Raw genomic sequence first — 25264 nt, 5'->3', positions numbered from 1 at the left:
ATCCGTATTTGTCGCCGCCACGCTGAGGGGTGTCATACACCTCCAGGATGACCCCGGGGTAAGTGGCACTCTGAGGCGTCACGCAGCGACGGACCGCTCTGACGCCGAGCGCCTTCGATAGTTGTGACATTGGCAGGAAGGGATCCGATCCGCGAATTCCATTGCGCAGAAACGCCGTCCAGCCGAATGTTGTCGAGAGGAACAGCTCTTTCGTAGGCACCGGCGACAGGAGTTCAAGTGAGGCAAGGCATTCAACAAGCCCACCCTCCAGCCAGGTGGTTTCCACCGTCATGCCATGGTCCTTGTACATCTCCGGCCTCACGCCCGAGATGTCCCGGAGATCCGCGTCGATCAATCCGAAGTCGTAGGTAACCGGCCACCAATTCGCCCATTCAGAAATCCGCACGTCAGACTCTCCCACCCCCCTGGAGGCATGCGCGGCGATGCGCGGACCACGCGATGACATCGTCATCATCAGGGCGGAAAACCGCGCCGACATCGCGCCTCGTGCGCCTCACCCAAGCCGATCATGGCAGCCTTGGCAAGCGCCGACCCGTGCGGCTGACAGAGGCCGCAAAGCAACCCGGTTTGGCGAAATGAAGGTGGATATAAGCAGCCGCATCAATCTCGAAGGACCGAAGAATCCCTGTGGCAAGGGCGCTGCCCGGGACGGCTTCGGCATCGATCATCATATGGTCTTCATCGAAGACACGCAGGGATATCAGCCTTGACTGCAATACCTCCGGCACCTCGTTTTCAGGGATGCGTGCTGTTTCGACACCCTTGCGCACAAAGATTGCATGGCTGGCGTGGTAAGGGCCCCGCGCGGCCTGATGCGTGTAATTCAACAAGACGACGGTATCGCCGACGTCTGCGTCGGTCATGCTTACCCGACAAGGCGTACCGGGTTTTACTGCAACGCGCATTCGGCACGCTTGCCGGCGCATCAGTTCCCGGTCACTCAGTTCGAAGAGACCTTCGAACTCTTCCGCCCTCAGCGGGTGGATTTGAAATCCCATTGCAACTGTCCTCTGCAAAGCCTGCAGCGATCATTGCACGCATGGCTTCGCCGTCCGCCCCGCATCATGCGCATAGATGATGCGGGGCGGGAGGATGAGGCCTGAACCCATTCGTGTTCAATGCCCGCCGGTGTCGGCGTCGCGGCGGGTCATGCCCACGTCGCGCAGTTGCGTGTCGGTCAGGCGGCGCATTTTCTGACGTTCACGATATGCGGCATCTGCGGCAATGATGCGGTCCAGCGACCGCGCAAAGAAACCGAAGAATACATTGCGGATCGTGGCGGGACGGGTGGCTGTGGTGCGAAGGGTAGTCATGGCGTGCTCCTGAAGGTCGGGGTTGCGATGTGATGACCCATCTTCGCCCGGGCCCGCAAAGGCCCCGCAAAATGCCGGGTGCAAACTGCCTGTCGCCGTGCAAAAATCCCGTAAAATCCTTGTCCGTCCGCGTAAAAAACCGGCGGTCGCCCGAAACGGAACGTCCGACCATGACTTTGCTGACGCTGCATTTGTCCGGCCCGCTTCGGATCGACACCGTCGGTGGCGCCCCGGTCTCGGGGCTGTCGCGGCGGGGTCAGGCGTTGCTGGCCTGTCTGGCGATGCAGCCGGCGCACCGGGCCGAACGCGCCATGCTGGCCGACCTGCTGTGGTCCGACCGCTCTGAGGATCAGGCCCGGGCCTCCCTGCGACAGGAGCTGTCGGTTCTGCGACGGTCGCTGCCTGAGGACGTGATCGAGGCGGATCGCCAGGCGGTCTGGCTTGTGCCGGACAATGTCTCGGTCCAGTGCGGCGGCGAGGCGGAGTTCCTGCAGGGGTTCGATCTGGCCTCCGAGGGGTTCGAGGACTGGCTGCGGCACCAGCGGTCCGCCGACCCACCGCCTGCCACCGCCGGTCCCAACTGCAGCGACCACCCGACACTGGCGGTGCTGCCGTTCCGCGAACTGGGCGCCGACGAAGCCGACATGTTCGCCGATGGCGTGGTCGAAGAGATCACCGGCGCGCTCAGCCGCGCGCATGAGTTCGACGTGATTGCCCGCCAGTCCGCCTATGCACTGGGCGGCGACGCCCTGTCGGTGCCGCAGGCGGCCGAGCGTCTGGGCGCGGACTACCTTGTCGAAGGGTCGGTCCGCCGCGCCGGCGACCGTGTGCGCATCGCGGTGCAGCTGGTGCGCGGATCGGACGGTCACATGCTCTGGTCGGCGCGCTTCGACGACCGGCTCGACGATCTTTTCGACCTTCAGGACCGGATCGCCGCGCAGGTGGCGGGGCAGGTCTCGCCCAATCTGCGCTCGGCCGAGATCGCCCGCGCCCGGACCCGCGCGCCGCAGGACCGTACCGCCTATGAACTGATGCTGACCGCCCTGCCGCATTTCTGGGCGCACAAGGCGGACGAGAACGTCAAGGCAATCGCGCTTCTGGACCGGGCGCTGGCGCACCAGCCGGACTACGCGCTCGCCATGGCCTACAAGGCGTGGTGCCATGCGCATCAATGCTGCTACACTTGGACCATCGACGGAGGCCCCGACCGCGCCGCCGCCGAAGACCTCGTGGCGCGCGCCGCGCCACTGGTGCAAGAGGACGCTCCCGCGCTCGTGGCACTGTCGGCTGTCTGCGGGCTGGCGCTGAACGATTTCGCCCGGGCCAAGGCGCTGGTCATCCGGGCGCTGACACTCGATCCCAACAATGCCTGGGGCTGGCTGCGGCTGGGCTGGACCTCGATCTACGTCGGCGAGTTCGACGCCGGAATGGCCGCCTTTGACCGATACGACCAGCTAAGCCCGCTCGACCCGTTCCGCTTCAATGCGCTGTTCGGGCGCTCCGCGGCGATGCGCGCGATGCGGCGCTATGACGAATCGGTGGCGCTCTGCGAGCAGGGGCTGCGCGAGGGCACCGGCGTGACCTGGGCCTACCGGATGCTGTTCGGCACCCACTGGCTGGCCGGCAACCACGCGGCGGCGATGGAGGCAGGGCGCAAATGGCGCGCCGCCTATCCCGAGATCACCCTCGAACGGGCCAGCAACCTGATGCCGAAATGGGAGCATGACCCGGCCTATGCCGAGGCGCTGCACCGGCTGTGGGACGAGGGCTAGGCAAAGCGTCGCCGCTTCGATCCTTGTGCGCGACGCGGCCCTGCGCAGGCCGGAACCCGCCCGCGCCGCGCTCTGCCTCTTTCCCAGGGGCGCCGGACCGTCTATAGCGCCCGGCATGACAACGAACCCGCCCGATCTTCGCCCGGACCTCGCCAATGCGCGCGTCCTAACCGACACGCGGTCCCGCGCCGGTCAGCCGACCATCGGCATGGTCTCGCTCGGCTGTCCCAAGGCGCTGGTCGACAGCGAACGCATCCTGACCCGGCTCAGGGCCGAGGGCTACGGCATCTCGCCCGATTACGCGGGCGCCGACGCGGTGATCGTCAACACCTGCGGGTTTCTCGACAGCGCCAAGGTGGAAAGCCTCGAGGCGATCGGCGAGGCGCTGCGCGAGAACGGTCGCGTGATCGTCACCGGCTGCCTCGGTGCGGAACCTGAGTATATCACAGGCGCCCATCCCAAGGTGCTAGCCGTGACCGGCCCGCACCAATACGAACAGGTGCTGGACGCGGTGCACGGCGCGGTGCCGCCCGATCCCGATCCGTTCGTGGACTTGCTGCCCGCCAGCGGCGTCAAGCTGACGCCCCGGCATTTCAGCTACCTGAAGATTTCCGAGGGCTGCAACCACAAGTGCAAGTTCTGCATCATCCCGGACATGCGCGGGCGGCTTGCCTCGCGGCCGGCAAAGGCGGTTCTGCGAGAGGCCGAAAAACTGGTCGAAAGCGGCGTCAAGGAACTGCTGGTCATCAGCCAGGACACCTCGGCCTATGGCACCGACTGGAAGGACCGCGAGGTCAAGGCGCCGATCCTGCCCCTGACGCGTGACCTCGGCAGTCTCGGGGCCTGGGTGCGGCTGCATTACGTCTATCCCTATCCGCATGTGCGCGAGTTGATCCCGCTGATGGCCGACCCGGCGAACGGCGTGCTGCCCTATCTGGATATCCCCTTCCAGCATGGTCACCCCGAGGTGCTCAAGCGCATGGCGCGTCCCGCCGCCTCTGCTCGGACGCTGGACGAGATCGCCGCTTGGCGCGCTGATTGCCCCGATATCACCCTGCGGTCGACCTTCATCGTCGGCTATCCCGGCGAGACCGAGGCCGAATTCGACTACCTGCTCGACTGGCTGGACGAGGCGCAGCTCGATCGCGTCGGCTGCTTCCAGTACGAAAACGTCGCCGGAGCGCGGTCGAACGATCTGCCGGATCACGTGCCCGCTGAGGTCAAGCAGGAGCGCTGGGACCGTTTCATGGAAAAGGCGCAGGCCATTTCCGAGGCCAAGCTGGCCGCGAAAGTGGGCACCACCTGCGAGGTGATCGTGGATGACGTGGACGACGACGGCATTGCCACCTGCCGCACCATGGCCGATGCGCCCGAGATCGACGGCAACCTCTTCATCGACGAGGGCGCGGGCGGTCTGCAGCCGGGCGATATCGTCACGGTCGAGGTTGACGAAGCCGGCGAGTACGATCTCTGGGGACGGCTTGCAGGCTCTGACACGGGCGTCTGATCCATCGATGGATCAGTCCCGATCCGTTGACGGATCGGCCGCGATGCGCCTTGCATGCGCCGCCTCGGGCAGGGCATAGAACGGCGTATGGCCAAGCTCTATTTTCACTACTCCACGATGAACGCCGGCAAGTCGACGCTTCTGTTGCAGGCCGCCTACAACTACCGTGAACGCGGCATGCAAGTGCACCTGATGACCGCGCGCCACGATGATCGCGCCGGGCAGGGGCGGATCGCCTCGCGCATCGGGATCGGCAGCGAGGCAGAGACCTACGGCACGCAGGACGATCTGTATAACTGCATCGAGCGGCAGCAACAGGCGATGGGCGAGAGGCTCGCGTGCGCCTTCGTCGACGAGGCGCAGTTCCTCACCGAGACGCAGGTCTGGCAACTGGCCCGCGTGGTGGACGACCTGGGCGTGCCGGTGATGTGTTATGGCCTGCGGGTGGATTTCCAGGGCCAGCTGTTTCCCGGCTCGGCGGCGCTTCTGGCGCTGGCCGACGAGATGCGCGAGGTGCGCACCATCTGCCATTGCGGGCGCAAGGCGACGATGGTGGTGCGGCAGGACGAAAGCGGCGCGGTGCTGAAAGAGGGCGCGCAGGTGCAGATCGGCGGCAACGAGACCTACGTGAGCCTCTGCCGCCGGCACTGGCGCGCGGCGATGGGCGCGCGCTGAACCGGCACCGAAATCTTGCAAAGATTTCGGCCCGCATTCTTGCAAAGAATGCGGCACCGCCCCGGTCGGGATCGTCAGTGCATTCGCTGGCCGTTCGCGACGGGCTGGTCGGGGCACAGCAGTACGATGCCGCCCGCGTCGTCCGACACACCGAGCGTCAGCACCTCGGACATGAACTTGCCGATCTGGCGCGGCGGAAAGTTCACCACCGCCATCACCTGCCGCCCGACCAACGCCTCGGGGGTGTAGTGGTCGGTGATCTGGGCCGAAGTCTTCTTCTCGCCGATCTCCGGGCCGAAATCGATCCACAGCTTGATCGCCGGTTTTCTCGCCTCGGGAAAGGGCTCGGCACGGGTCACGGTGCCCGCGCGTATGTCGACCTTCAGGAAATCGTCAAAGGAGATCTCAGTCACCGCTGAGCTCCTTCGACCGGTCCGTCGCGGCCTTGACCGCGCGTTTCAAGAGCGGCGGGAACCCCGTCTCTCCATCCATCAGAACCTCGAGCGCCGCCTGCGTGGTGCCGTTGGGCGAGGTCACGTTGACGCGAAGCTGTGACGGGGTCTCTTCGGCCTCTTCGGCCAGCACCCCTGCGCCCCCCACCGTGGCACGGGCCAGCTTCATGGCCAGCTCAGACGGCAGGCCCTGTGCCTCGCCCGCCGCGGCCAGAGTCTCGATCAGGTGGAAAACATAGGCCGGGCCGGAACCCGACACGCCCGTCACCGCGTCCATCTGCGCCTCACTGTCCAGCCGCACGGTCTGACCGACGGCCTGCAACAGCTCCTCGGCAAGCCTCATGTGATCCTCGGTGACAGCGTCGTTGCCGGTAAGCGCAGTGATCCCGCGGCCGACGGCGGCGGGGGTGTTGGGCATCGCCCGGATGATCGGGTTGCCGGCGCCCAGCACCCTTTCATAGGTGGCAAGCGTCACGCCCGCGGCGACCGAAACGAAAAGCGTCGCGCCGCCGGCCATGGACTGTATCCTCGGCAGCGCCTCGCCCATCATCTGCGGCTTGACGGCAATCAGCACGATCGCGGGCGTTTCAGGCAGACGGGCGTTGATGTTGACGCCGCTGTCTTTGAGCCAATCCGAGGGGTAGGGGTCGATCACGTGAACGCTGTCGGCGGGCAGTCCGTCCTTCAGCCAGCCCTGCAGCATTGCCGACCCCATCTTGCCGCATCCCAGCAGCACGAGGCCGCAACGGGCCAGATCGTTTGAAGTCATCGCCCCCTCCTGTCGTCCATTCGGGGGCGAGTGTTACGCGCGGCCGTAGGCCTCTGCAATGGCAACCTGAAGCGCTTCCTTGGGGGTGCGATCGCCGTATACGACAAGCTGCAAGGCAGGGTAATAGCGCTCGGCGCTCATCACCGCGGCATTGATCATGGTGTCGATCTGATCGGGGCTGGCGACCTGTCCGCCCGCCAGCACAAGGCCATAGCGATAGACCATCAGCTGATGGCTGCCCCACCAGGTAAAGGCGCCGGCCCAGCACTGATCGTTGATCGCGTTCAGCGCTTCACAAAGCTGCGGGGTCTTCTCTTCGGGGGGTTCCATTTCGAAGGTGCATATCAGCCGCAGCGTTTCGTCATAGGCCGACCATGCGAGGGTGATGGAATAGGTGCGCCATTGCCCCTCGACCGCCATCGCGATCTGGTCGTCGTGGATGCGGTCGAAGTCCCAATCGTGGTGTTCGGCGATGTGCTCGACGATGTCGATCGGGTGGAGGTCGTCCTCCAGGAACTGCTCGGAAAGTGCCATGCGCCACCTCTTTGTTTTGGTAGCGCGAGGGGGTGGCAGCGCCCCAAGCGCTAGGTGCCTGCTCTAGGGGCGGTGGGCATTTACCCGGCCCCTACCCGATATGGTGAGGGGAGGGGCATGTCATGTAAAGCGATATTTCCGTGAGTGCCGCAATAAGTTGTGGACGGTTTGGAAATCAGCACAAGAGACAGGCGGTGGCTGGCGCGCCGAAACGACCCTATACTCGAATGCATCGGGATAGCCCGCGTGAATTTAAAATTTGCGCGCGGAAAATTTGTCGCTAAGCTCTTTCACGAGAGGGCCGACGCTCCAGAGGGAACCAAGCCAGTGGTCGCACCGAGAATAAAGAACATGGAGGAGTTCGCCTCCGTCAGCGGCATCTCGCGGCCCACGGTCTCGAAGTATTTCAACGATCCCGCCTCGGTGCGCAAATCCACCCGGCAGCGTATCGAGGCGGCGCTGGAGCAATATGACTACCGGCCGAACATCTACGCGATGAACCAGAACCGGGCGCAGACCAAGAACATCGGCATCATGGTGCCGTTTCTGGCTGATCCGTTCTTTGCCGAACTGGCCCGCACCATCGAGACCGAGGTCATCGCAGCCGGGTATCGGCCGATCCTGCTCAGTTCGCATGGCTCGCCGTCGCTGGAGCAGGAGAACCTGGAGAGCCTGCGGTCGATCAAGCCGGCGGGCGTGCTTCTGGCGGCGCTGGGCCGCGCATCGGACGTGGCCGCGGTCGAAGCCTTCGCTCGGGATGTGCCGACGGTGCTGTTCGATAGCCAGATCAGTGGGATAGGCGAAGCTTTCATCGGCCATGACATCACTCAGGCGACGGACCTGATGTGCGATTACCTATGCCGCACGGGCGCGCCGCCGGTATTCTTCGAAATGCGCACACCCTCCAACCCGAATGCCTTCCGGCGCCGCAAGGCCTATGCTGCGGCGATGGAGCGGCTTGGCCACACGGCCGAACTGGTGCAGGTCGAAGGCACCGGCTGGGACTTCGAAGAGATCGGCTACCGCGAGGGATTGCGGGTGCTGTCCGAGCGCAGCCTCGCCACCGACACGGTGCTTTGCAGCAACGACCGCCTTGCGATCGGGTTGCTGGCGGCGGCCTATGAAAAGGGTATGCGGGTAGGGGTCGGACCCGGCTGTGCCCTGCGGGTTGCGGGCCACGACGATCACCCGTTTTCGCGTTATACCTGCCCGATGCTGACGACAGTGGCGCAGGATTACGCGGCTATCGGACAGGCCAGCGTCGCAAGCCTCATGAAGCTGATCGAATCGGACGACCGCCCCGACACACGGGAAAAGACCTTCTGTGCCGGGCGACTCATCCGTCGCGCGTCTGCCTAACGTATTGATATTCCGAAAAGGTCGGCAAAAGTTTACGCGCGTAAAAATTTTGATTGACCGAAAGGCACGTCTGGCGTTACCGTTTCTGCACGACATCCAAGCATTCAGGGAGGAAACGGATGCCTTTGAACAACGCACTTCGCACCGCGACGGCCGTGTCGCTGCTGGCTGCCACCGGCGCCTATGCGGACACGATCACCATTGCCACGGTTAACAACGGTGACATGATCCGGATGCAGGGTTACACCGACGATTTCACCGAAAAGACCGGCCACGAGGTCGAATGGGTGACCCTGGAGGAGAACGTTCTCCGCCAGCGCGTGACCACCGACATCACCGCCAAGGGCGGCCAGTTCGACATCATGACCATCGGCATGTACGAAACCCCGATCTGGGCGGCCAACGGCTGGCTGGTGCCGCTGGACGACCTGTCCGACGAGTATGACGTCGACGACATCCTGCCCGCCATGCGGGACGGGCTGAGCCATGACGGCACGCTTTACGCGGCACCGTTTTACGGCGAAAGCTCGATGATCATGTACCGCACCGACCTGATGGAAAAGGCCGGGCTGGAAATGCCGGAAGAGCCGACCTGGGAATTCATCCGCGAGGCCGCAGCGGCCATGGATGATCCGGAAAACGACATCAACGGCATCTGCCTGCGCGGCAAGGCCGGTTGGGGTGAAGGCGGCGCGATCATCACCGTCACCGCGAACTCCTTCGGCGCGCGCTGGTTCGACGAAGACTGGACCCCGCAGTTCGATCAGCCGGAATGGAAAGAGGCACTGACCTTCTTCTCCACCCTGATGAACGACTACGGCCCCGACGGCTATGCCACCAACGGCTTCAACGAGAACCTCTCGCTGTTCCAGCAGGGCAAATGCGGCATGTGGATCGACGCCACCGTCGCGGCCTCCTTCGTGACCAACCCCAACGACTCGGAAGTGGCTGACATGGTCGGCTTCGCTCTGGCGCCGAACGCGGAAGGCCACGAGAAGCGTGCCAACTGGCTCTGGGCCTGGGCGCTGGCAGTCCCGGCCGGGACCGACAACGAGGAAGCCGCCAAGGCGTTCATCGAATGGGCCACCTCGAAGGACTACATCGAGCTCGTGGCCGAGAAAGAAGGCTGGGCCAACGTGCCGCCGGGCGCGCGCACCTCGCTCTATGAGAACGAGGATTACAAGTCGGTGCCCTTCGCCGAGAAGACCCTTGCCTCGATCAACGCGGCCGATCCCAAGAACCCTGCCGAAAAACCGGTTCCCTATGTCGGCGTCCAGTTCGTCGCCATCCCGGAATTCGCCGGTCTTGCCAGCCAGGTGAGCCAGGAATTCTCGGCGGTCTACGCCGGCCAGCAGACCGTGGACGAGGCGCTTGAAAAAGCCCAGGCCATCGCCATGGAAGAAATGGAAGCCGCCGGCTATCGCTGAGGCATCCTCCCAAGGGCCGGGGGGTGGCTTGTCCATCTCCCGACTCCCTTGATCCGTGTTATCCTTTTTCCAGTTTCAATCGCGTTCAACATGCACCTTGCGTGACCAGAGAGGATTTGTGTCATGGCGACCCAGCACTCCCGATCCGCAGCGCGTTTCATGATGGCCCCGGCCGTTGTCCTTCTTCTCGGATGGATGCTCGTGCCGCTGATCATGACGCTCTATTTCTCATTTAAGGATTTTCGGCCCCTGCGCGGGGGCGACCTAGGATGGGTCGGCTTCGACAACTACGTCCGCTTTGTATCCTCCTCCGCCTTCTGGCCCTCGATCCAGGCCACGCTGATCATCGTCGGCGGCGCGCTGATCATCACCGTGGGCTTCGGCATCCTGCTCGGCATCCTGCTGAACCAGCCGATGTGGGGGCAGGGCGTCGTCCGCATCCTCGTGATCGCGCCGTTCTTCGTCATGCCCACCGTGTCGGCGCTGGTGTGGAAGAACATGTTCATGGACCCCACCAACGGCCTTCTGGCGCACGTGTGGCGCTTCTTCGGGGCCGACCCGGTGGTCTGGCTGTCCGACCATTCGCTGTTCTCGATCATCCTGATCGTGTCGTGGCAGTGGCTTCCCTTCGCCACGCTGATCCTGCTGACCGCGATCCAGTCGCTCGACGGCGAGCAGCTGGAAGCCTCGGAAATGGACGGCGCGCCGGTGCTGAAACGCTTCTGGTACATCGTGCTGCCGCACCTGAGCCGCGCGATCACCATCGTCATCCTGATCGAGACCATCTTCCTGCTGTCGATCTTCGCCGAGATCCTCGTGACCACCGGCGGCGCCTTCGGCACCCGGACCCTGACCTACCTGATCTTCCAGCGCGTGCTGGAAAGCCAGAACGTCGGACTCGGATCGGCGGGCGGTGTCTATGCAATCATTCTCGCCAACATCGTTGCCATCTTCCTGATGCGCATCGTCGGCAAGAACCTGGACGCGTGAGGAGATAACATCATGGCACGTGCCGTCACCAATCAACGCAAGGCGATCAACACCGCCGCAGCCTGGGCCGTGGGTCTTCTGATCTTCTTCCCGATCCTCTGGACCATCCTCACCAGCTTCAAGACCGAAGCCATGGCGATCGCCGATCCGCCGGTGTTCCTGAACTTCGACTGGACTCTGGAGAACTACTCCGCCGTCATGGAGCGCTCGAACTACGCGCGCTTCCTGTGGAACTCGATCATCATCGCCGGCGGGTCCACCATCCTCGGCATCATCATCGCGGTGCCCGCGGCCTGGTCGATGGCCTTCGTGCCCTCGAAACGGACCAAGGACATCCTGCTCTGGATGCTCTCCACCAAGATGCTTCCGGCGGTCGGCGTGCTCTACCCGATCTACCTGATCTTCATCAAGCTGGGCATCCTCGACACCCGCATCGGGCTGGTGATCGTCATCATGCTGATCAACCTGCCGATCATCGTCTGGATGCTCTACACCTACTTCAAGGAAATCCCCGGCGAGATCCTCGAAGCCGGACGCATGGACGGCGCCAGCCTGAAGGACGAGATCATCTACATCCTCACCCCGATGGCGGTTCCGGGCATTGCCTCGACGCTGCTGCTGAACTTCATCCTAGCCTGGAACGAGGCGTTCTGGACCCTCAACCTGACCGCCGCGAAAGCCGCGCCGCTCACCGCCTTCATCGCCAGCTACTCCAGCCCCGAGGGTCTGTTCTACGCCAAGCTCAGCGCGGCCTCGACCATGGCCATCGCGCCGATCCTCATCCTCGGCTGGTTCAGCCAGAAACAACTCGTTAGCGGCCTGACCTTCGGCGCTGTGAAATAAGGACCAAAGACCATGGGACAAATTCAACTGCACCAAGTCACCAAGAGCTTCGGCGACGTCAACGTCATCCCGCCCTTGGACCTGAAAATCGAAGACGGTGAGTTCACGGTCTTCGTCGGCCCCTCGGGCTGCGGCAAGTCAACCCTCCTGCGGCTGATCGCTGGGCTGGAGGACATCACCTCGGGCAAGATCGAGATCGACGGCCAAGACGCCACCCATCTGCCACCGGCCAAGCGCGGTCTGGCGATGGTGTTCCAGTCCTACGCGCTCTACCCGCATATGTCGGTGCGCAAGAACATCGCGTTTCCGATGAAGATGGCGGGCATGGACCAGGCCGAACAGGACCGGCGGATTGAAAGTGCGGCCAAGGCGCTGAACCTCACCGACTACCTTGACCGGCGCCCCGGCCAGCTCTCGGGCGGCCAGCGTCAGCGGGTGGCCATTGGCCGTGCCATCGTGCGTGAGCCTTCGGCCTTCCTCTTCGACGAACCGCTGTCGAACCTCGACGCGGCGCTAAGGGTGGGGATGCGTCTGGAGATCTCCGAGATGCACAAGCGTCTGGCGACCACGATGATCTACGTCACCCACGACCAGGTCGAAGCGATGACCATGGCCGACAAGATCGTGGTGCTTCAGGCCGGCGTGATCGAGCAGGTCGGCTCGCCGCTGGAGCTTTACCGCGCACCGCGGAACAAGTTCGTTGCCGGCTTCATCGGCTCGCCCAAGATGAACCTGATCGAGGGCGGCGAGGCGGCCAAGCACAATGCCCACACCATCGGCATCCGTCCCGAGCACCTCGACGTCTCGACGACGGAAGGCCAGTGGCAGGGCACCGTCGGCGTGGCCGAACACCTGGGATCGGACACCTTCATCCACATTCACGGCATCCCGGGCTGCGACCCGCTGACCGTGCGCGCCGGCGGCGACGTTGCCGTCAAGCACGGCGACACCGTCTACCTGACGCCGCAGGCCCAGCACATCCACAAGTTCGGCGCCGACGGGCTGCGGATCGACTGATGCGGCTCGAGGGCAAATCCGCACTGATCACCGGGGCCGCGCGCGGCATCGGCAAGGAATTCGCCCGGGCCTACGTGAACGAGGGCGCGCAGGTGGCGATCGGGGACATCAACCTCGACGCCGCCCGCGCCGCCGCGGAAGAGATCGGGCAGGGCGCCTATGCCGTCCACCTCGATGTCACGCGGCAGGACAGCATCGACAAGGCGGTTCAAGAGGTCGTGGGGCATGCAGGCAAGCTCGACATCCTGATCAACAACGCCGCGTTGTTCGATGCCGCTGAGACCGTTGATATCACCCGCGAAAGCTATGACCGGCTCTATGCCGTCAACGTCGCGGGGACGCTGTTCACCATGCAGGCGGCGGCTCGCCAGATGATCGCGCAAGGCCACGGCGGCAAGATCATCAACATGGCCTCGCAGGCCGGGCGGCGCGGCGAAAGCCTCGTGCTCGTCTACTGCTCGACCAAGGCGGCGGTGATCTCGATGACCCAGTCGGCGGGGCTGAACCTGATCAGGCACGGCATCAACGTCAACGCCATCGCGCCCGGCGTGGTCGACGGTGAACACTGGGTCCACGTGGATTCGATGTTCGCCAAGCTCGAAGGCAAACAGCCCGGCCAGAAGAAGGCCGAAGTGGAGGCGGGCGTGCCCGCGGGCCGCTTTGCCACGCCCGGAGACCTGACCGGCATGGCCGTGTTTCTCGCCTCGGACGAGGCCAACTACATCGTGTCACAAACCTACAATGTCGATGGCGGTCAGTGGATGAGCTGACCGGGAAGGACCCCGAAGAGGACCCTTGCTATGAAACTGTCCAACGCCACGCTGAATGACCTGCCCGCCGGGGTGGATCGGCCGCGCTATGACCGGTCGAAGCTGACCCCGGGTATCATCCATGTCGGTCTCGGCAATTTCCACCGCGCGCATCAGGCCTGGTATCTGCACCGGCTGATGCAGGAGGGCGAGGCGCTGGACTGGGCGATCCTCGGTGCCGGGGTGCGCGACTACGACAAGGCGATGCGCGACAAGCTGCTGGCGCAGGACTGCCTGACCACCCTGATCGAGCTTGATCCGGCCGGCACCTCGGCCGAGGTGGTGGGGTCGATGATCGGCTATATCCCGATCGAAGAGGGCAACGGCGCACTGATCGCCGAAATGGCCCATCCGCGCATCCGCATTGTCGCCCTGACCGTGACAGAGGGTGGCTATTACCTCGATCCGGCTACGAAAAATTTCGATTCCAAGCATCCCGACATCCAGCATGACATCGCCAATCCCGACACCCCCCGGACCGTCTTCGGCGCCATGATCGCCGCGTTGCGAATGCGGCGTGATGCGGGTGCGGCGGCCTTCACCTGCCAGAGCTGCGACAACCTGCCGGGCAATGGCACCAAGCTGCGCGAGGTGGTGTTGGAGCTGGCGGAGTTGATGGACCCCGAGTTGCGCCAGTGGATCGAGACGCATTCGGCGTTTCCGGACTCGATGGTGGATTGCATCGTGCCGGCCACCGGACCCAACGAACTGAAGCTGGCCGAAGCGATGGGCATCGAGGACAAGGTCCCGGTAACACACGAGAATTTCCGGCAGTGGGTGATCGAGGACCACTTCGCGAACGGCCGCCCCGCGTGGGAGAAGGCGGGTGCGACGATCTCGGACGGGGTGCATGAGTACGAGGCGATGAAGCTGAGGATGCTCAACGGCGGACACCAGGTGATTGCGGCGCCTGCGGAGGTTTTGGGGATCACCACTATCGCTGGTGCCATGGAGAATGACGGGATCAAGGGGCTGCTGCGGAAGGTCGCGCTGGACGAAATCTCGCCGCATGTGGATGATGTGCCGGGGATGACTACGGCGCAATATGTTGATTTGATTGACAAAAGATTCTCTAACCCGAAGATCCACGATACGGTGCGGAGGGTCGCGTTCGACGGGTCCTCGCGGCACACGGGCGCGGTGCTGCCGGTGATCCGGGATGCGATAGAGGCAGGTAAGCCATTGAAAGGATTGGCTTTGTCGCAGGCTCTTTGGGCGCGGATGTGCTATGGAACACGCGAAGACGGGACCCGGATCGAGCCGAATGACCCGGCGTGGGACCAGTTGACCGCCGCCGCTGCGGACGCCAGGAACGAGCCGCGCAAGTGGTTGGAACAAAGGCAGTTTTACGGCTCGATCGGGGACGACGAGCGGTTTTCGGAGGCCTTCGAGACCTGGCTGCGTATGATTTGGGACAAGGGGGTCGCGGCCGCCTTGGACGCGTACCGCAAGGGCTGATCGCCCAGCTGCAAGTTTTGTACAATTTGTACAAAACGACCCCCTGTTTTGTACAAAAGCCCCCCCCCGAGGCCCCGCTGGACGCCGCCGTGGCGGAGGCCGGGGGCTGCGTACGGCCCGGTCAGGCTTTGGCAACCGGGGTCTGGCAGGTTGGGGGCGACCCGGAGTGACCCATGAGCCAGACCCCCTTTCGCACCATGCCTCTGTCGGAGTACCGCGCCAATTGCGCCGCGCTGACGCAGTGGGTGCAGCACATGGGCGGACGGCTCTGGCTGACCCGACATGGCAAGTTCATCGCCGCGGTGGTGCCGGTGCACCATTGCGAGCGGCTCGAGGCCTGGGACCAGCGATCACTGGCTGAACATCGGGTGCGGATCGAGAAGGACTATCAGCGCTGGAAGCGGGCCAAGGCGGCGACCAAGAAGGGCGGCGATATCGTCTGGGAGTGACAGGGGCCCAAGTCTCCACCCGGCGCGGGCGGCGCCATTAAGGATTTGTTAACCATTATTACGCCTTGTTGGCTCCGGGGCGGCGGTGCAGCGCATATATCGCGGCACATCCGTGCGGGACGCTGATCCCGGCACGGCGCCCCGCGATTTCGAGGGGCGTCGTGGAACAGTTTCTTTCCTATTTGCTGGATGTCCTCGGCGAGTTCGGAGGCGGCCGCAATTCGCCGTTGAACGACTATGTCCGGTTCGGGCTGGGGGCGATCCTGTTCGGTGGCCTGCTGGTTCAGGCCATAAGGAACCGCGCCGGACATCGGGCCGGACGCGAGGCGCTGCTGATCGTCGGGTTCACGTTCGGACTGGGGCGCGAGGTCTTCAAGTTCGTCATCAAGTCGCTGCAGACGCAGGGCGTGTTCCACGCGGCATCGCTCGAACTGTTCTTTCCCCCGATCGACCATGCGCTTCTGCTGGCGGCACGGGTCACCATCGGGGCCGCGTTCCTGCTTTACCTGCTTGGATCGCGGCGGATTGCCTATGGCTATCTGCGCTGGGGGCTTGCGGCGGTGGCGCTGTTCTACGCGGTGGTGGCGCCGGACTGGTGGAACACCTTGGCCGCCGACCCCGCAGCCCGGTTTTCGGAGCATTGGGGGGACTGGGTGGTCCATATCACCGGGGCCTGTCTCAGCGCGGTCGCGCTGGGGCTGTTCCTGCGCGCCACCGGCTGGGCGCGATGGGCGGTGATGCTGGCCTTCACGCTGATCCTGATGGACGACCTGCTGATGCTGGTGAACCTTTATGCGCAGAACATGCTGCAGCCGGCACTGTCACCGATCCGCCATGCGTTTCACCTGCTGGCGATCGTCGTGCTGGGCTATATCTATCGCCGCGAGAACAGCGAAGAGATCGAACGGCTGCGCAGACGCATCGCGCAGGACGAACGGACGCGGGCGGTGGGGCAATTGGCCGCCGGGGTGGCGCATGACTTCAACAACCTGTTGCAGGTGATCCTCGGCTTCACCGAGATCGCGCGCAGCCGGCCCGGCGCCGATCAGGAGACGCTGGCCAATGTCACGGCGGCTGGCAACCGGGCGGCAAACCTTGTCAGCCAACTGCTGGCGTTCAGCAAGATCGACAAGGCGGACAGCGGACGCTGTGCCATCGACCCGGTGATCCGGGAGATTCAGCCGCTGCTGTCGCAGATGCTCGGGCCGCGGTTCCACCTTGTGCTGGACCTGCGGGCCTGCGGACTTTGGATCGGGTTGTCGGACAGCCAGCTTGAGCAGGTGCTGACCAACCTCGTGCTGAACGCCCGTGACGCCATCATGGGCAATGGCAGGATCGAGGTCAGGACCGGCCATCGCGGCGACGAGGTGACGCTGGAGGTGACCGACACCGGCAAGGGCATGGACGAGGCGACGCGGGCCAATGCCTTCGTGCCCTATTTCACCACCAAGAAGCTTGGCGAGGGATCCGGGCTTGGGCTGGCCTCGGTCTACGGGATCGTGGATGGCGCGGGCGGCGGGATCGAGCTGGTTTCGCACCCGGGGCAGGGCACGCGGGTGGAGATCGTGCTGCCCAGGGTCAGCGAACGGCGGGTCGCGCGGCGGGCGCGTCCGGACGGGGTGACCATGCCGCCACTGCGCATCCTCGTGGCCGATGACGAGGGACCGGTGCTGAGTTATGTCGAGAGCGTGCTGACCAACGAAGGCCACCGGGTCATCACCGCGCACGACGGCCGCGAGGCGGCCCGGAAGGCGCAGGCCTTGGGCGACGCGCTGGACCTTGTGATCCTTGATTGCATCATGCCAGAGGTCGGCGGCTACGAGGCCTTCAAGCGTATCCGGGCGCACAACCCGGGGTTGCCGGTGCTGTTCATGAGCGGTCATGGAATGGACTTCGACCTGCACGAGGGCGCGGCGCCACACATCCGCAAACCCTTCGACCGTGCGACCTTTCTTCAGGCCGTTGCCAAGGCCGGCGGCGGGGACGTGCCGGGCGACGCGGCCGGGGCCGCGCGTTCCGACGCGGGGGGCGGGGCGCCGCCGTCGTAAAGGTTTCCTGCCGTCAGGGCCGAAATGGATTATAAGGGTGAGGATCACGCATTTTCAGCTGGGAGTCTTATTATGACGGAGCAACTTTTTCTGGCCGCGAACCTTGTCCCCGATACCCTTGTTTACGGGCATTTGCAGATCGTCTTTGAGGACGCCGAGGGCAACCTGCTTGAAAACGAGACGACCTCGCCCGGGTTTCCGTATTTCTTCGGGGACTGGGCGTTTCCCGACTTTGGCAGGCCGCATGACGACACGTCCAACACGCCCGGCTATGGCGATGCGCAGGACTATGCCATCGTGCCGCTGGAGCTTGGCGTCCAGCAGGCGGCCGGCCACGTCTGGGAGTTGCTCGGCCAGATTCACGCCTCGCTCAGCGGGGGCGGACACGGGTTGAATTATGACGTCAACCAGAACAGCAACTCCTACGTGGGCAGTGTGCTGTCGGTGATCGGCATCGATATCGGCGACTATCTGGCCGAGGTGCAGCCCGACAGCGTGACCGGTTTCCCCGGGGTGGGCACGAACATCTTTCAGGGCGCCCGGACGGGGGGCTTCTTTTCCGGCTATGACACGCCGGTCCCGCTGACGCTGGCCGGGACCGCGGGCAACGATTATATCGTGACCGGCATCGGCGATGACTGGCTGAGCGGCGCCGAGGGCAATGACGAGATCCACGCCGGCACCGGTGAGGACACCGTCTTTGGCGGCGGCGGCAGGGACACCCTGTCCGGCGGCGGCTGGAGCGACCTGCTGGATGGCGGCGCGCACCACGATTACCTGCTCGGGGACAAGGGAAACGACACCTTGTACGGGCAGGGCGGCAACGACACCCTGTTCGGCGGCGTGAACGACGACCTGATCTTCGGCGGCGGCCAGTATGACGAGATCCACGGCGAGGCCGGCAACGACACGCTGCACGGCGGCAATGGCCGCGACACCGTCGATGGCGGCCATGGCGCCGACGAGCTGCACGACAATGGCCAGACCGGGTGGCATGGCGCCGATCAGTTCCTTGCCGGGGCCGGAGAGGACACGGTGTTCGGCGGCGCCGGCAACGACACCGTGTACGGTGGCGAGGGCAACGACCTGCTTTACGGTGGCAACCAGTACGACGCGATCCACGGCGAGGCCGGCCACGACACGCTGGAGGGCGGCAATGGCCGGGACACGCTTTACGGCGGCGAGGGCAATGACGAGCTGCGCGACAATGGCCAGTCCGGACGACATGGCGCCGACCTGATGATCGGCGGCGACGGCGACGACACTCTGCGCATCGGCAGCGGCGACGACACCGCCACGGGGGGCGCGGGAGCGGACGAGTTCGTGTTCTTCGGGGCGCTCATCGGGGCCGATCTGGTGACCGACTACCAGACCGGAACCGACGCGCTGGTGCTGGACGAGGCCCTGTGGGGCGGTGGTCTGAGCGCCGATCAGGTGGTCGACCAGTTCGCGTCGGTCGTGGCGGGCGCCGTGGTGTTCGATTTCGGCAGCGGCAACACCATCACGCTGCAGGGGGTCGGCAGCACCGCAGGGCTGGCCGCGGACATGGATTTCATCTGACGGCGGGCGTTTCGGAGCGCGCCTATCGGAGGCCGTGCCGGTTCGGCAGGGTGCGCCTGCCGTGGCAAGTTCACCGTCGCTGAGGTTCCAATGCACGATTAGGATCAGCTGGAGGAACGGGACAAGCGCGCCCTAGCCGAGGAGCGTCTGCAAATGGAGGATGCCTACCAGCGGTAGAAGCGCGTCAGGGCGATGAGTAGGAAGGGTGAGCATGTAGTTTAAGAGCGAGGGTCAGCAGCGAAGACATCGATGGGAAGAGGTATTGCGAAGGGTTGATTACGGCAGATGACTCCGGTGTCATCTGGAGGTGGGGAGTTCCCAATAGATGTTCCCGTCACGATCGGTTCGCTCAATTAAGCCGCGGTCAGGCGGCGACGCCCTGCTCCTGAGGAATTCCCTCAGGTCATCGAACGCGCCGTGTGAGACGAATACGTGAGAATGGTCACTATGGCGATTTGACAGATCGATCACTTCGATGTTTCCAAGTGCAATCGCGCGATTAGACCCTGCGGGTCTCCTGATATTCACAATCCATGACAAGAGGAGGGCAAGGTCTTCGGTGGAGACATAGTGCACCATCCTGGCCGACGTCTGCGTGATTAACTCTTTAAACCGCTTTCGCCCTATGTCTGCTGCGGCTAAAACGAAGGTGAATCCGTCAACCATTTCCTTCATCTGTTCGACCGTCATGCCGACCATTCGTGTGCCCATGGAGTGAGCGACGATCACAGATTCCGAAATACGCTCAATGTCATGCCATCGGCGCAAAAAACGGATGAAGTGTAGTGAGCTGTTTTCGATTGCCCTCTCGTCTTTCCAATATGCCCCAGCGCTTCCGGCCGACGGCCAGCTCCAGAGGATCAGGTCCGTGTCCTCGATACCTAGATCCCGAGCGAGAGCCAGCGCGCGTTTTGCCGAATCCTCGAAGGAATTGCGGTAACCGTGGATCAGAAAAAAACTGTCGCGAGTACGCGTGGTCAGGAATCGAAAGCACGCCTCGGACCCTTCAGTCAATCTTCCAGCAAGCTCAATCTCAGCCAAGTAGTCACCGAGTGGCGCATCGCTCATGTCCAGCATGAACTCTCCGCATCGAATTCGAGCAGCCTGTTTGGGAACAGCACCAAATTTGTCCACCAGGCGATCTTCGTGGGGAAAATAGCGCCTGTCCGTGACAAAGTAGACCTTTCTGCCTGCCGACCCTAGGTTCCCCCGATCTTCTATTCGAAACGGCTCCTCCGACGTGCGTGACGCTGCCAATGCCTCATCGAAGGCAAGCAGAGCCATCTCGCCTGTCATTCCATATTTCGAGATAAAGCTCTTTCTCGCACGTCGTGTGATGTCGCCTTTCGCCTCAGTCGACGCAAACTGGAAAGAACCGTCACCGCCGTAAGTTTCCAAGAGCTTGGCGGTCAAATCCTCTTGCTGGGATAATGTGTTTTGCGCCGCTCGTGCGATGGCCGCTTCCAACTCCCGGTGCTGTCTCGGCGAAAGGGTGTCCCAGAACGCGGAAGAACTTAGAACTACACCGGTGTTGCTGCGGAAGGCCGGCCAAATCGTCCTGCTTTCTTCACCACCAGCGTCAAGGTAATCTTGCAGCGCTCCAATAGGGAGTTCAGTGCCATCGATGACACCGGTCCGCATCGCAGCGGACAAATTTTCAGTAGTATGGCGCGTGGTAACTGCGCCTAGATCGGACAGGAACAGATTTGCGAGGGGGTCAAGGGCACTGATCTTCAGGCCCTCGAACTTATCAACGGTGGTTGTATCCGCGACAGTATAAAGCGCCACATCAGCCCCGTCGAAGAAACCAATAGGGAAGGCGTTCTCCCGGCCGAGACTTCGCGCAGCCTGTGCAGCGACCTCGGAACTAAGTGCGACAAGTCTTTCTTGCGGTAATGCTGTAACCATTGGAAATGAAAGAAGCGCGACATACGCGTTCTCAAATTGGAGTTCAGCTCCCAATCGTGCCAATGTCACGACAGTAAGGTCAGCATCTTCGGGTAATGCTCCAAACTCGTTCTGGAACAAGTGGATCGAAGCGTCAAAGCCTCGCTCATTAAGTTCGCCGATGAATTCTTCTGCGAAAAGAAATTCACCTTCGGTTGCCCTAGCAGATAGTGAGACGCTCAAGGGCTGACCTAGCACTTGCGACGACAGCACCAATAGCGCCTTGGACAATAACAAAAGACGGGTCACTGCGGAGCTTCCTCTATTCGGAGAGCTCCAATACTAACTCGACAACCCTGAGTCGGCCAAAGGCTAAGGTGATCGGTCGGCAACAATTGCTGCCTTTAGACAAAGTGAAGGTGATACCCACGGACAAAGCATGAAAGCAGCAAACGCTGCGGAGTACTCGTAATCAAGGTCGGCAAGGCGACCCAATTACCCGTAGACGTGAACCTCGAGCGCCGGCGTGATGCGTCGTTTCTGAAGCATCGAGTGAGATCACGCACCCTACGGGTCAGTCGTGCTTCTTCTCCAACGCCTCGATCCGCGCCTTCAGGGCCTCGTTTTCCTCGCGGGCCTTCTGGGCCATGGCGCGGGTGGCGTCGAATTCTTCGCGGGTGACGAAGTCGCGGTCGGCGAGCCAGCGGTCGATCATCGACTTCATCGCCGTCTCGGCCTCGGTCCGCGCGCCCTGTGCCACGCCCATGGCGTTGGTCATCAGTTGCGACAGGTCGTCGAATACTTTGTTACGGGTCTGCATCGGGGTCTCCATCTGATTTGTGATCTATATGGAGCCGCCGGGGCCGGGGGACAAGGTTGACCTTGGCTCGGGGCGAAGGCACAGAGCGGGGATGCAGGCCTTGATCCCATTCCCCCCGCTCGCGCCCGAGGTGTTCTCGGTTTCGCTCTTCGGTTTCGACTTTGCGCTGCGCTGGTACGCGCTGGCCTATATCGCCGGCATCCTGCTGGGCTGGTGGGTGGCGGCGCGCACCCTGAAGCGGCCCGCCTTATGGCAGGGCGGCACCGCGCCGATGAGCCCGGCGCAGCTCGAGGACCTGATGACGTGGATCATCCTCGGCATCATCCTTGGCGGGCGGCTGGGCTTCGTGCTGTTCTATCAGCCGGGCTATTACCTCGCCAATCCGGGAGAGATCCTGATGATCTGGCAGGGCGGCATGGCGTTTCACGGCGGGCTGATCGGGGTCGCGGTGGCGGGCTGGATCTGGAGCGCGCGGCAAGGCGTGGCGCGGCTGCCGATGGCCGACATGATGGCGCTGGCGACGCCGCCGGGTCTGCTGTTCGGGCGGCTGGCGAACTTCGTGAACGCCGAGCTGTGGGGGCGTCCGACCGATGTGCCCTGGGCGGTGGCCTTTCCGGGCGAGGCGGCGCAGGACTGCGGGCAGGACTTCGACGCGCTCTGCGGGCGGCATCCGTCGCAGTTGTACGAGGCGGGGCTGGAGGGGCTGTTGCTGGGCGCGGTGCTGCTTTGGGTGGTCTATGCGCGCGGCTGGCTGCGGACCCCGGGCCGGGTGGCGGCGCTGTTCTTTGCCGGCTATGGCGCGGCGCGCTTCGTGGTGGAGTTCTTCCGCCAGCCTGATGCGCAGTTCGTGACCGAGGGCAACCCGCTGGGGCTGGCGTGGCATGTTGGCGGCTGGGGGCTGACCATGGGGCAGCTCCTGTCCCTGCCGATGATCGTGATCGGGCTGTGGCTGGTGTGGCGGCAGCGGGCATGAGCCTGAAGCGGGTCGTGCTGGAGCGGATCGCGACGGAGGGTCCGATTTCGCTGGCCGACTACATGGCGATGTGCCTGCTGCATCCGGAGTACGGCGTCTATACGGCGCGCGATCCGCTGGGGGCGGCGGGAGATTTCACCACCGCGCCCGAGATCAGCCAGATGTTCGGCGAACTGGTCGGACTGGCGCTGGCCCAGAGCTGGCTGGATCAGGGACGGCCGGGGTTCACGCTGGCCGAGCTGGGGCCGGGGCGCGGGACGCTGATGGCCGATATCCTGCGGGTCGGAGCCCGCGTTCCCGGGTTTGTCGACGCGGCGCAGGTGGTGCTGGTCGAGGCTTCCGAGACGATGCGGCAGGCGCAGAAGCGGACGCTGGCCGGGCATGAGGTGATCTGGGCGGAGCATGTCGATGCCTTGCCCGAGGCGCCGCTGTGGCTGGTGGCGAACGAGTTCTTCGATGCGCTGCCGGTGCGGCAATTCCAGCGCCGGGGCGCGGGCTGGAGCGAACGGCGGGTCGGCGCCGAGGGGGACGAACTGGTGATGGGGCTGGCCGGTGAGGCGCCGGTGGCGGCGCTGGAGCATCGGCTTGGCGACACGCGGGACGGCGACGTGGTCGAGATCGCGCCGGCCCTGCCCGCGGTGTCCGAGGCGCTGGGCCGGCGGATCGCCGGTCACGGCGGGGCGGCGCTGATCGTGGACTATGGCGACTGGCGGTCGCTGGGCGATACCTTGCAGGCCCTGCAGGCGCATCGCACGGTGCCGCCGCTGGAGACCCCGGGGATGGCGGACCTGACGGCGCATGTGGATTTCGAGGCGATCGCACGGGCCGCGCCCTGTGCGCATACGCGGCTGACCACGCAGGGGGTGTTTCTTGAACGGCTCGGCATCACCGGGCGGGCGCAGCAGCTGGCGCGCGGATTGCAGGGGGCGGAGCTGGAAAGCCACGTCGCCGCACATCGGCGGTTGACGCACCCTGCGGAAATGGGGACGGTCTTCAAAGTGCTGGGGCTGCTGCCGCAAGGTGCCCCGGCGATACCCGGGCTGGATTCATGACACTGGAAATACTGACTTCGGATCTTCTGGCACCGTTGCGCCACGGGTTCTTTACCCGGCGGGGCGGGGCGTCGTCGGGGATCTTCAGCGGGTTGAACTGCGGGCAGGGGTCGTCGGATCAGTCGGAGATCGTCAGCATCAACCGCGCCCGGGTGGCGGGGGCGCTGGAGGTGCGGCCGGAGGCGCTGCTGACGGTGCACCAGGTGCATTCGCCGGACGTGGTGACCGTCACTGAGCCTTTCGCGGAACGGCCGCGCGCGGATGCGATGGTCACCGACCGGCCGGGCATCGCGCTGGGCGTGCTGAGCGCGGATTGCCAGCCGGTGCTGTTTGCCGACACCGGGGCCGGGGTGATCGGGGCGGCCCATGCCGGCTGGCGCGGGGCTCTGGACGGTGTGCTGGAGGCGACCGTGGACGCGATGGAGGCGCTGGGCGCCGAACGCGGACGGATACGCGCGGTAATCGGACCGTCGATCTCGCAGGCGGCCTATGAGGTCGGGCCGGAGTTTCTTGAAGAGGTCATGGCGGCGGATCGCGAGTCGAGCCGGTTCTTTTCGCAGGGCAAGGGCGACCGCTATCTGTTCGATCTGCCGGGTTTCGGGTTGTCGCGCCTGCGGGCGGCGGGCGTGGGCGAGGCGGAGTGGTGCCGGCACTGCACCTACGCGGATCCGGAGCGGTTTTATTCCTATCGCCGATCGGTGCACGCCGGCGAGGTGGACTACGGGCGGCTGATCTCAGCGATCCGGCTCTGAGGGCGGTCCGCCGACGGATCGGCGGCGCAAAGCGACAGTCATTTGTCAGGATGGGCGGGATCACGCGGGCATTGCGGCAGAAGCAGGGCAGCACCGCGCCGCAGGGTTGCCACAAAGTCGGATGGGGGAAGCCGCGGATTGGTTGGGGATGCGTGTTTAAGGCGTTGAAAATCAACCCTTAATTCGGTTCTCCCAGTCTGCCGCATTTGCCTTGGAAATCCTGCGAGAATTCACCGAAAATTTTCGCTGTCCGCCCCATACCTGCCGGAAACCAATCTCATAGTTAATGGGTAAGTGAGCTTGGCCACTCCGGCTGCCACCCGGTTCAGGAGCAATGACATGAAAACCCGTTTCATCCAGTCCGTCGTGCAAGGTGCACAGACCTCCAACGTTGAAATGCCCTGGGCGCGCGGGCGCCGCCGGGCCGCTATGATTGCGCGCCGCAAGGCTGTGCTGGCCCTGCGCAAGAGCGCCTGAGCCGCGCCCCTTTCGCGAGGCCATCGCCGTGACAAAGCCGCGTGCCGGGAAACCGGGCGCGGCTTTCGCTTGTCCGGGGGCATGCGTGCGCGATTCGGGAAGGGTACGGCGAATTGTGGCATCCGGGTATTCCTAGCGGGAACAATCGCGGTGCTGGCTGGGCATTGCGGGCCGGGGCGGGGGTGATCAGCGCGGATCTTTGACTTATGCCGCCGGATCTGGTCCATTATCCCTGTTTGCTAAAAATTTCAGATCTGTCGTTGTCGGTGGGGGCCGGCGCGGATGTGACCAGAGTACAGG

General features: G+C 64.0%; 25 protein-coding genes. 17 read left to right on the top strand and 8 right to left on the bottom strand.

All coding sequences use genetic code 11. The annotated features are described in order from the left end of the window. The 3 genes from AC04PT_RS14705 to AC04PT_RS14695 form a co-directional block, all read right to left on the bottom strand. On the bottom strand, positions 1–499 hold a 499-nt coding region (locus AC04PT_RS14705), incomplete at its 3' end, for a hypothetical protein (protein WP_482874472.1). A gap of 28 nt (positions 500–527) precedes the next feature. Next, entirely contained in the window at positions 528–926 is a 399-nt protein-coding gene (locus AC04PT_RS14700; RefSeq protein WP_482874476.1) for a DUF1203 domain-containing protein, read from the bottom strand. Between the two features lie 210 nt (positions 927–1136). After that, the gene (locus AC04PT_RS14695) at positions 1137–1334 is read right to left on the bottom strand and encodes a DUF1127 domain-containing protein (protein ID WP_482874471.1); all 198 of its coding nucleotides are present in this window, start codon (positions 1332–1334) and stop codon (positions 1137–1139) included. Between the two features lie 170 nt (positions 1335–1504). On the opposite strand from AC04PT_RS14695, the gene AC04PT_RS14690 reads away from it, so the two are divergent. The 3 genes from AC04PT_RS14690 to AC04PT_RS14680 all read left to right on the top strand — a co-directional run bounded on the left by AC04PT_RS14690 (position 1505) and on the right by AC04PT_RS14680 (position 5288). Further along, entirely contained in the window at positions 1505–3106 is a 1602-nt protein-coding gene (locus AC04PT_RS14690; RefSeq protein ID WP_482874470.1) for a hypothetical protein, read from the top strand. A gap of 115 nt (positions 3107–3221) precedes the next feature. Then, positions 3222–4613, top strand: a complete 1392-nt coding sequence (gene rimO, locus AC04PT_RS14685; RefSeq protein WP_482874469.1) for a 30S ribosomal protein S12 methylthiotransferase RimO — start codon at positions 3222–3224, stop codon at positions 4611–4613. A gap of 87 nt (positions 4614–4700) precedes the next feature. Beyond that, on the top strand, positions 4701–5288 hold the full coding sequence (locus AC04PT_RS14680) for a thymidine kinase (protein ID WP_482874468.1): 588 nt from the start codon (positions 4701–4703) through the stop codon (positions 5286–5288). A 74-nt stretch (positions 5289–5362) separates the two neighbouring features. Here the strand turns inward: AC04PT_RS14680 and AC04PT_RS14675 are convergent, their stop codons facing one another. From AC04PT_RS14675 to AC04PT_RS14665, 3 genes are read right to left on the bottom strand one after another with little or no spacing between them, the layout of a single operon-like run. Next, positions 5363–5701 (bottom strand): tRNA-binding protein, encoded by a 339-nt coding sequence (locus tag AC04PT_RS14675; protein ID WP_482874467.1) that lies wholly within the window; start codon positions 5699–5701, stop codon positions 5363–5365. Beyond that, on the bottom strand, positions 5694–6509 hold the full coding sequence (proC, locus tag AC04PT_RS14670) for a pyrroline-5-carboxylate reductase (RefSeq protein WP_482874466.1): 816 nt from the start codon (positions 6507–6509) through the stop codon (positions 5694–5696). Before proC ends, AC04PT_RS14675 begins: the two co-directional genes overlap by 8 nt. 33 nt (positions 6510–6542) lie before the next feature. Continuing rightward, positions 6543–7043, bottom strand: a complete 501-nt coding sequence (locus AC04PT_RS14665; protein ID WP_482874465.1) for a type III secretion system chaperone family protein — start codon at positions 7041–7043, stop codon at positions 6543–6545. Between the two features lie 351 nt (positions 7044–7394). Here AC04PT_RS14665 and AC04PT_RS14660 point away from each other — a divergent pair, with 351 nt between their 5' ends. From AC04PT_RS14660 to AC04PT_RS14615, 10 genes are all read left to right on the top strand, one after another. After that, complete coding sequence (locus tag AC04PT_RS14660; RefSeq protein ID WP_482874464.1) at positions 7395–8402, top strand: LacI family DNA-binding transcriptional regulator; 1008 nt, start codon at positions 7395–7397, stop codon at positions 8400–8402. A gap of 119 nt (positions 8403–8521) precedes the next feature. Continuing rightward, positions 8522–9829, top strand: coding sequence for an ABC transporter substrate-binding protein (locus AC04PT_RS14655; RefSeq protein ID WP_482874463.1), 1308 nt, complete (start codon positions 8522–8524; stop codon positions 9827–9829). A gap of 123 nt (positions 9830–9952) precedes the next feature. After that, a complete protein-coding gene (locus AC04PT_RS14650; protein WP_482874462.1) occupies positions 9953–10819 on the top strand; it encodes a carbohydrate ABC transporter permease in 867 nt (288 codons plus the stop codon). A 12-nt stretch (positions 10820–10831) separates the two neighbouring features. Then, positions 10832–11662, top strand: a complete 831-nt coding sequence (locus AC04PT_RS14645; protein WP_482874461.1) for a carbohydrate ABC transporter permease — start codon at positions 10832–10834, stop codon at positions 11660–11662. A 12-nt stretch (positions 11663–11674) separates the two neighbouring features. Next, on the top strand, positions 11675–12679 hold the full coding sequence (locus AC04PT_RS14640; protein WP_482874460.1) for an ABC transporter ATP-binding protein: 1005 nt from the start codon (positions 11675–11677) through the stop codon (positions 12677–12679). Beyond that, positions 12679–13449 carry an L-iditol 2-dehydrogenase gene (locus tag AC04PT_RS14635; protein WP_482874459.1) on the top strand — a complete coding sequence of 257 codons (771 nt, stop codon included), beginning with the start codon at positions 12679–12681 and terminating at the stop codon, positions 13447–13449. The genes AC04PT_RS14640 and AC04PT_RS14635 overlap by 1 nt, the downstream gene beginning before the upstream one ends. A gap of 30 nt (positions 13450–13479) precedes the next feature. Further along, on the top strand, positions 13480–14946 hold the full coding sequence (locus tag AC04PT_RS14630) for a mannitol dehydrogenase family protein (protein ID WP_482874458.1): 1467 nt from the start codon (positions 13480–13482) through the stop codon (positions 14944–14946). 173 nt (positions 14947–15119) lie between these two features. Continuing rightward, the gene (locus tag AC04PT_RS14625) at positions 15120–15395 is read left to right on the top strand and encodes a hypothetical protein (protein WP_482874457.1); all 276 of its coding nucleotides are present in this window, start codon (positions 15120–15122) and stop codon (positions 15393–15395) included. A gap of 161 nt (positions 15396–15556) precedes the next feature. Continuing rightward, positions 15557–17443 (top strand): hybrid sensor histidine kinase/response regulator, encoded by a 1887-nt coding sequence (locus tag AC04PT_RS14620; protein WP_482874456.1) that lies wholly within the window; start codon positions 15557–15559, stop codon positions 17441–17443. Between the two features lie 72 nt (positions 17444–17515). Then, positions 17516–19003, top strand: coding sequence for a calcium-binding protein (locus AC04PT_RS14615; RefSeq protein ID WP_482874455.1), 1488 nt, complete (start codon positions 17516–17518; stop codon positions 19001–19003). Positions 19004–19300: 297 nt separating this feature from the next. On the opposite strand, the gene AC04PT_RS14610 is transcribed toward AC04PT_RS14615, so the two are convergent. Then, positions 19301–21199 carry an alpha/beta hydrolase gene (locus tag AC04PT_RS14610; protein WP_482874454.1) on the bottom strand — a complete coding sequence of 633 codons (1899 nt, stop codon included), beginning with the start codon at positions 21197–21199 and terminating at the stop codon, positions 19301–19303. A gap of 265 nt (positions 21200–21464) precedes the next feature. Continuing rightward, positions 21465–21710 carry an accessory factor UbiK family protein gene (locus tag AC04PT_RS14605; protein WP_482874453.1) on the bottom strand — a complete coding sequence of 82 codons (246 nt, stop codon included), beginning with the start codon at positions 21708–21710 and terminating at the stop codon, positions 21465–21467. 91 nt (positions 21711–21801) lie between these two features. Between AC04PT_RS14605 and lgt the strand changes: the two genes are divergently transcribed. The 4 genes from lgt (at position 21802) to AC04PT_RS14585 (ending at position 24964) form a co-directional block, all read left to right on the top strand. Then, positions 21802–22683, top strand: coding sequence for a prolipoprotein diacylglyceryl transferase (gene lgt, locus AC04PT_RS14600; RefSeq protein WP_482874452.1), 882 nt, complete (start codon positions 21802–21804; stop codon positions 22681–22683). Further along, positions 22680–23735, top strand: coding sequence for a class I SAM-dependent methyltransferase (locus tag AC04PT_RS14595; protein WP_482874451.1), 1056 nt, complete (start codon positions 22680–22682; stop codon positions 23733–23735). The genes lgt and AC04PT_RS14595 overlap by 4 nt, the downstream gene beginning before the upstream one ends. Continuing rightward, positions 23732–24487: a peptidoglycan editing factor PgeF gene (pgeF, locus tag AC04PT_RS14590; protein ID WP_482874450.1), complete on the top strand. Its 756-nt coding sequence runs from the start codon at positions 23732–23734 to the stop codon at positions 24485–24487. The genes AC04PT_RS14595 and pgeF overlap by 4 nt, the downstream gene beginning before the upstream one ends. A gap of 339 nt (positions 24488–24826) precedes the next feature. Continuing rightward, complete coding sequence (locus AC04PT_RS14585; RefSeq protein WP_482874449.1) at positions 24827–24964, top strand: hypothetical protein; 138 nt, start codon at positions 24827–24829, stop codon at positions 24962–24964. The last annotated feature ends 300 nt before the right edge of the window (positions 24965–25264 follow it).

It is taken from the genome of Litorisediminivivens sp. KMU-197, from assembly GCF_056858395.1.
This window is presented reverse-complemented; position numbering and strand designations above follow the sequence as displayed.

Excerpts from the sequence above, each read along its gene's own strand:
- AC04PT_RS14700 (WP_482874476.1), bottom strand. The coding sequence starts at position 926 with ATGCGCGTTGCAGTAAAACCCGGTACGCCTTGTCGGGTAAGCATGACC.
- AC04PT_RS14695 (WP_482874471.1), bottom strand. The coding sequence starts at position 1,334 with ATGACTACCCTTCGCACCACAGCCACCCGTCCCGCCACGATCCGCAAT.
- AC04PT_RS14690 (WP_482874470.1), top strand. The coding sequence starts at position 1,505 with ATGACTTTGCTGACGCTGCATTTGTCCGGCCCGCTTCGGATCGACACC.
- rimO (WP_482874469.1), top strand. The coding sequence starts at position 3,222 with ATGACAACGAACCCGCCCGATCTTCGCCCGGACCTCGCCAATGCGCGC.
- AC04PT_RS14680 (WP_482874468.1), top strand. The coding sequence starts at position 4,701 with ATGGCCAAGCTCTATTTTCACTACTCCACGATGAACGCCGGCAAGTCG.
- proC (WP_482874466.1), bottom strand. The coding sequence starts at position 6,509 with ATGACTTCAAACGATCTGGCCCGTTGCGGCCTCGTGCTGCTGGGATGC.
- AC04PT_RS14665 (WP_482874465.1), bottom strand. The coding sequence starts at position 7,043 with ATGGCACTTTCCGAGCAGTTCCTGGAGGACGACCTCCACCCGATCGAC.
- AC04PT_RS14660 (WP_482874464.1), top strand. The coding sequence starts at position 7,395 with ATGGAGGAGTTCGCCTCCGTCAGCGGCATCTCGCGGCCCACGGTCTCG.
- AC04PT_RS14655 (WP_482874463.1), top strand. The coding sequence starts at position 8,522 with ATGCCTTTGAACAACGCACTTCGCACCGCGACGGCCGTGTCGCTGCTG.
- AC04PT_RS14650 (WP_482874462.1), top strand. The coding sequence starts at position 9,953 with ATGGCGACCCAGCACTCCCGATCCGCAGCGCGTTTCATGATGGCCCCG.
- AC04PT_RS14645 (WP_482874461.1), top strand. The coding sequence starts at position 10,832 with ATGGCACGTGCCGTCACCAATCAACGCAAGGCGATCAACACCGCCGCA.
- AC04PT_RS14640 (WP_482874460.1), top strand. The coding sequence starts at position 11,675 with ATGGGACAAATTCAACTGCACCAAGTCACCAAGAGCTTCGGCGACGTC.
- AC04PT_RS14635 (WP_482874459.1), top strand. The coding sequence starts at position 12,679 with ATGCGGCTCGAGGGCAAATCCGCACTGATCACCGGGGCCGCGCGCGGC.
- AC04PT_RS14630 (WP_482874458.1), top strand. The coding sequence starts at position 13,480 with ATGAAACTGTCCAACGCCACGCTGAATGACCTGCCCGCCGGGGTGGAT.
- AC04PT_RS14625 (WP_482874457.1), top strand. The coding sequence starts at position 15,120 with ATGAGCCAGACCCCCTTTCGCACCATGCCTCTGTCGGAGTACCGCGCC.
- AC04PT_RS14615 (WP_482874455.1), top strand. The coding sequence starts at position 17,516 with ATGACGGAGCAACTTTTTCTGGCCGCGAACCTTGTCCCCGATACCCTT.
- AC04PT_RS14605 (WP_482874453.1), bottom strand. The coding sequence starts at position 21,710 with ATGCAGACCCGTAACAAAGTATTCGACGACCTGTCGCAACTGATGACC.
- lgt (WP_482874452.1), top strand. The coding sequence starts at position 21,802 with ATGCAGGCCTTGATCCCATTCCCCCCGCTCGCGCCCGAGGTGTTCTCG.
- AC04PT_RS14595 (WP_482874451.1), top strand. The coding sequence starts at position 22,680 with ATGAGCCTGAAGCGGGTCGTGCTGGAGCGGATCGCGACGGAGGGTCCG.
- pgeF (WP_482874450.1), top strand. The coding sequence starts at position 23,732 with ATGACACTGGAAATACTGACTTCGGATCTTCTGGCACCGTTGCGCCAC.
- AC04PT_RS14585 (WP_482874449.1), top strand. The coding sequence starts at position 24,827 with ATGAAAACCCGTTTCATCCAGTCCGTCGTGCAAGGTGCACAGACCTCC.